The sequence below is a fragment of the Acetitomaculum ruminis DSM 5522 genome, assembly GCF_900112085.1.
Taxonomy (GTDB): domain Bacteria; phylum Bacillota; class Clostridia; order Lachnospirales; family Lachnospiraceae; genus Acetitomaculum; species Acetitomaculum ruminis.
This window is the reverse complement of the sequence record NZ_FOJY01000052.1, coordinates 1-1313: the sequence shown is the minus strand read 5'-3', so window position 1 is coordinate 1313 and position 1313 is coordinate 1. Positions and strand designations below refer to the sequence as shown.

General features: G+C 31.0%; 1 protein-coding gene. It reads left to right on the top strand.

Annotation, left to right across the window (positions count from 1 at the left end; translation table 11 throughout):
- Window positions 1–70: 70 nt before the first annotated feature.
- A partial coding sequence (locus BM153_RS13445; protein ID WP_143088324.1) for a hypothetical protein occupies window positions 71–1313 on the top strand: 1243 nt, incomplete at its 3' end.

Genomic DNA, 1313 nt, shown 5'->3' with positions numbered 1-1313 from the left:
TAGAGGAAGGAAGATTATGAAAAGTGGAAAAAAGAATAAAACAAATAATATTATTTTAGGAGGAAAAATCATGAAAAGGAATAGTATTAAAAAATTAGGAGCTGTCCTGATAAAATCATCTGACAGCTCCTTCTTTAAAATAGCAGGAGAAAAAATGTTTAATAAGATAAAAAGAAACAGTAGTTATTTAATAGCTGTTTTTATGGTAGCTTTTATATTTTTTAGTGGACAAAAAGTCTTAGCGGAAGGCACATTTGCTCCAGATGCAGAAGGCGTTTATCATATAAATTCTCTGGAAGATTGGGATGCTTTTTTTGAAACCCTTGGGACAGGAGAAAATTTTGAAGGAAAGATGGTATGTCTTGAAGATGATTTAAATATAAAGGCTAAAACATATGAAAATTATGCTAAACTTTTTTTTCGTGGTATTTTTGATGGAAAGGGGCATAAAATCACCTATTCTAATGATACTATGTCAGAGGAATCAGTTCTATTCCCAATGGTAATAAGAAATTCAACTATTAAGAATTTAGAAGTATATGCAAAAGACTGTACGCTTGTTGCTGGTGAAAATGGCACTGGTAGAGGAATTATATTTAATAACTATGGTGGAGGGGATAGTGAACCTATAGCTTTTGATAAAATAAAAATCTATGGTGACATAAAGGTTGTTTTAAATAATTCTAAAAATAATAATATATTTTGTACAGGAATAGAAACATCTAGTTCAAAGGTTAGTAATTGTATTGTGGACCTTAATTATAACATAGATGAAGATTCCCTTACTGCTTTTTTACAAAACAATACGGGTAGAAATGCACGTATTGAATTGTGCCAGTTTGGAGCATTAGCTTCAACTGATGTTTCATATGAAAATTGCCTTGCTTTAGGGGGATGTACAGACTCTATCTTAAAGGCTTGTGAAAAGCTTGAAGAATACTATAAGACAATTAAAGATATGGCAACAAGACATACAGTAATTGTAGCTTTTGCAGGTGGTAAAAATACATGCACCCAAAAAAACTGTTTTTATAATAAAGACAAATCTCATTTGATATGTGGTTCAGAACAAGGAAAAGCAAATATTAAATGTTTGGATGATGAATCCATGGAAAAAACCGAAGAAGAGCTTAAAAATCAGGATACCTTTGCTCTTTATGATTTAATCGATACCTGGGGAATGTCTGAGTACATAAATGAAGGATATCCTTATCTTAGAGCTTTAGTAAATGAAGACCTTGTAAAATTAGTGGAAGATATTATAGCTCTCCCTGAAGTAAATGAGATTAAATTAGAAGATAAAGAAGCTATTG